Genomic DNA, 2,778 nt, shown 5'->3' with positions numbered 1-2,778 from the left:
ATAAAAAAGTATCCCCATTTTTTTGAAAAATATAAAAAATTATGCTTTTACACTTCCTTTTTTTATTTATTCCTTATTTCACAACTACTTACTGTTTTCTATGTCTATTTTTTGGGGATAGTCCTTGGAATTTAGTCTAACTTTTTGGGAATTTAGTCAATTCTGAGTTGTGTTTCGGCATCAATTATCCCGCGGCGGATATTTTCAATAGCTCTGCCCGCATTTTGTTTCAATTGTATCGACGTATATGGATTGTTTCTTATTTCCCTGAATAACTGCAGGGCCATACGGAAATAACGGACCACTTCGCCCTCATCCGCATCGGTAAAACGAAGGACCTCCCCGAATTCCTCGCCGTGCATCCAGAAATCAAATGCCTCGGACATCTGGAATGAAGTTTTTTTGATAAACGGCCTAATACCATATTTGGATTCCTTTCGCTTTATTTCTTTTTCCTGAATTGAAACCAGCTTTTCGAGTCTTTTGTACCTCGCGGGAATAATTCTTTTAGGGAGCCCGCGCCTTGGTTCATAAACCAAACTGAGAAGCAGTATCCCAAGCTCATATTCGTTCATTTTATTTAAAAAACCTCTTTCATATAATTCCCCGAAAATTAATTCATGTCCGAACATCTGTGAAACAAAAAGCCCTTTTTTTGTAAGAGAGTTTTTCCTGACATATCCCATATCCTTCAGGAGTGACAACCTGTCTTTAATCTGCGAAACCGCTTCCCTGCGGTTAATAAAATCATTCTGGAAATAATGAAACGATCTTTCGTATATTTCATAAAGACCTTCGCCAAGGTCCTTATATAAATTCAAAATAGTAGCATACGCGGTATTAAACTGGCTTACAACCTTTTCTGTCCTTCCTTTAACCACATGGACCACTTTATCAAAATCTATTTCCAACGGGTTTACACGGCAATATATAAATCCTTCGTTATCTATCCCGCGCCTTCCGGCCCTCCCGGACATTTGCTGAAAATCCCGTGCTTTCATGGTCCTGAAACCGGTCCCGTCAAATTTCTGCAATCCGTCAAATATAACGCTTCTTGCGGGCATATTTATACCAAGGGCAAAAGTCTCAGTCGTAAAAATAATCTTAATAGAGCGCATGGTAAAAAGCCTTTCTACAACCTCCTTTAACGTAGGCAGCATCCCCGCGTGATGATACGCGATCCCCCTTGAAATTAAGGGCCGCAGTATTTCCGCCCCGGGTTCAGATAAAAGATTAAATTTTTCGCATAATGAGTTGTAACACCCGCTTACATATTTTTCCTCATTTTCAGAAAGAAAATTTAACCCTATTAAAGATTCAGCTAATTCCTCACATCTCCGCCGGCCAAAAGCGAAATAAATACAAGGCAATCCGTGGACCGCATGAATATGTTTAACCAGATCAGGAACACGGTTTGGCTGGATTGACTCAGTTGCATACTTTCTTCCCCGATGGGAATAATAATGTTTTCCTGTATATGCCATCTTTTTTACTTCATCAAGGTCTCTGGCTATTTTACCCTGCGTTTGATAAAAAATATGAAGAGGTACAGACCTGCTGTTTTCAATAACAACTTTAAGTTCCGTTTTATTAATATGTCTTATCCAGCCAGCCAGCTCATTAATATTGGGTATAGTAGCACTTAAAGCCAAGATTTTCATATGGTCCGGCAGAAAAATAATGGATTCTTCCCACACGGTCCCGCGTTCTTCATTATCTATATAATGGATTTCGTCAAAAATTATCCATCTATAATTATCCAGCGAAGATTTTTCGCTTATTAATTTATTTCTGAAAATTTCTGTCGTCATTATCATGACAGGACAATTGGGATTTATGCTTACATCGCCTGTTAAAATTCCGACTTTATCGCCGTAACAACTTTTGAAATCGCGGAACTTCTGGTTGCTTAAAGCTTTGACCGGTGCGGTATAAATAACACCTTCTTTATTTTGCAGGCATTTATTTATTACATATTCCGCGATAATTGTCTTCCCCGCACCTGTGGGAGCGGATACTAAGACCGAACAATTATTATCGATGTAATCGACTGCTGCTTTTTGAAAAGGGTCATATTCAAACATGTCATTATTATAACAGAAACAGCCGATATTTTACAGGAAATGCAAAAACCAAAATGAAAAATGTAAAATCCAAATGACACAACAATTTTTTATTTTGAATTTTTCAATTTGCATTCAAGGGGAAATATGTCTCTCTTCGGCGTAAGCCCTGAAAAAGAAAAAATATTAATCGCAAAGATGGAAAAACTTGGGATCAGAGAAAAAGATCTTATCGAAAAATTTATCCGCTCAGGCGGCAAGGGCGGCCAGAATGTAAACAAAACCGCTACCTGCGTTTATCTTGAACATGTCCCGACAGGCATCAGTGTAAAAATGCAGGAGGAACGGTCGCAAAACCTGAACCGGTTTTTAGCAAGGCGGCTTCTTTTTGAAAAAATTGAAAATTACTATTTCAAAGAAAAAAGCGAACTGCGGAAAAGAATTGAAAAAATCAAAAGGCAGAAAAGAAAAAGGTCAAAACGGGCCAAAGAAAAAATACTGCGGGATAAAAAACTGCATTCAGCAAAAAAAGAGGCGCGGAAACAGGTTTTATTTGAGATTTAATACGTGATGTATTATTAATTAACTGAGGGGTCGGGGAGTTATTTTCAGCTCCCATAACCCTTTATAAGTAAAATACCGATGTTGATTACCAAAAGGAGGTAATCAACATGAAAAAACAAGTTAGCAAGCTCTCCCGTGAATGGATCAAACG

The 2,778-nt window shown here is 38.0% G+C and carries 2 protein-coding genes; one reads left to right on the top strand and one right to left on the bottom strand.

The features are described from left to right. Positions 1–152: 152 nt before the first annotated feature. Positions 153–2,084 carry a DEAD/DEAH box helicase gene (locus tag AB1498_12775; GenBank protein ID MEW6089166.1) on the bottom strand — a complete coding sequence of 644 codons (1,932 nt, stop codon included), beginning with the start codon at positions 2,082–2,084 and terminating at the stop codon, positions 153–155. A 126-nt stretch (positions 2,085–2,210) separates the two neighbouring features. On the opposite strand from AB1498_12775, the gene AB1498_12770 reads away from it, so the two are divergent. Continuing rightward, positions 2,211–2,627, top strand: a complete 417-nt coding sequence (locus tag AB1498_12770) for a peptide chain release factor-like protein (GenBank protein ID MEW6089165.1) — start codon at positions 2,211–2,213, stop codon at positions 2,625–2,627. Positions 2,628–2,778 lie beyond the last annotated feature (151 nt).

The organism is bacterium (genome assembly GCA_040754625.1).
Taxonomy (GTDB): Bacteria; JACRDZ01; JAQUKH01; order JAQUKH01; family JAQUKH01; genus JAQUKH01.
This window is presented reverse-complemented; position numbering and strand designations above follow the sequence as displayed.

Excerpts from the sequence above, each read along its gene's own strand:
- AB1498_12775 (MEW6089166.1), bottom strand. The coding sequence starts at position 2,084 with ATGTTTGAATATGACCCTTTTCAAAAAGCAGCAGTCGATTACATCGAT.
- AB1498_12770 (MEW6089165.1), top strand. The coding sequence starts at position 2,211 with ATGTCTCTCTTCGGCGTAAGCCCTGAAAAAGAAAAAATATTAATCGCA.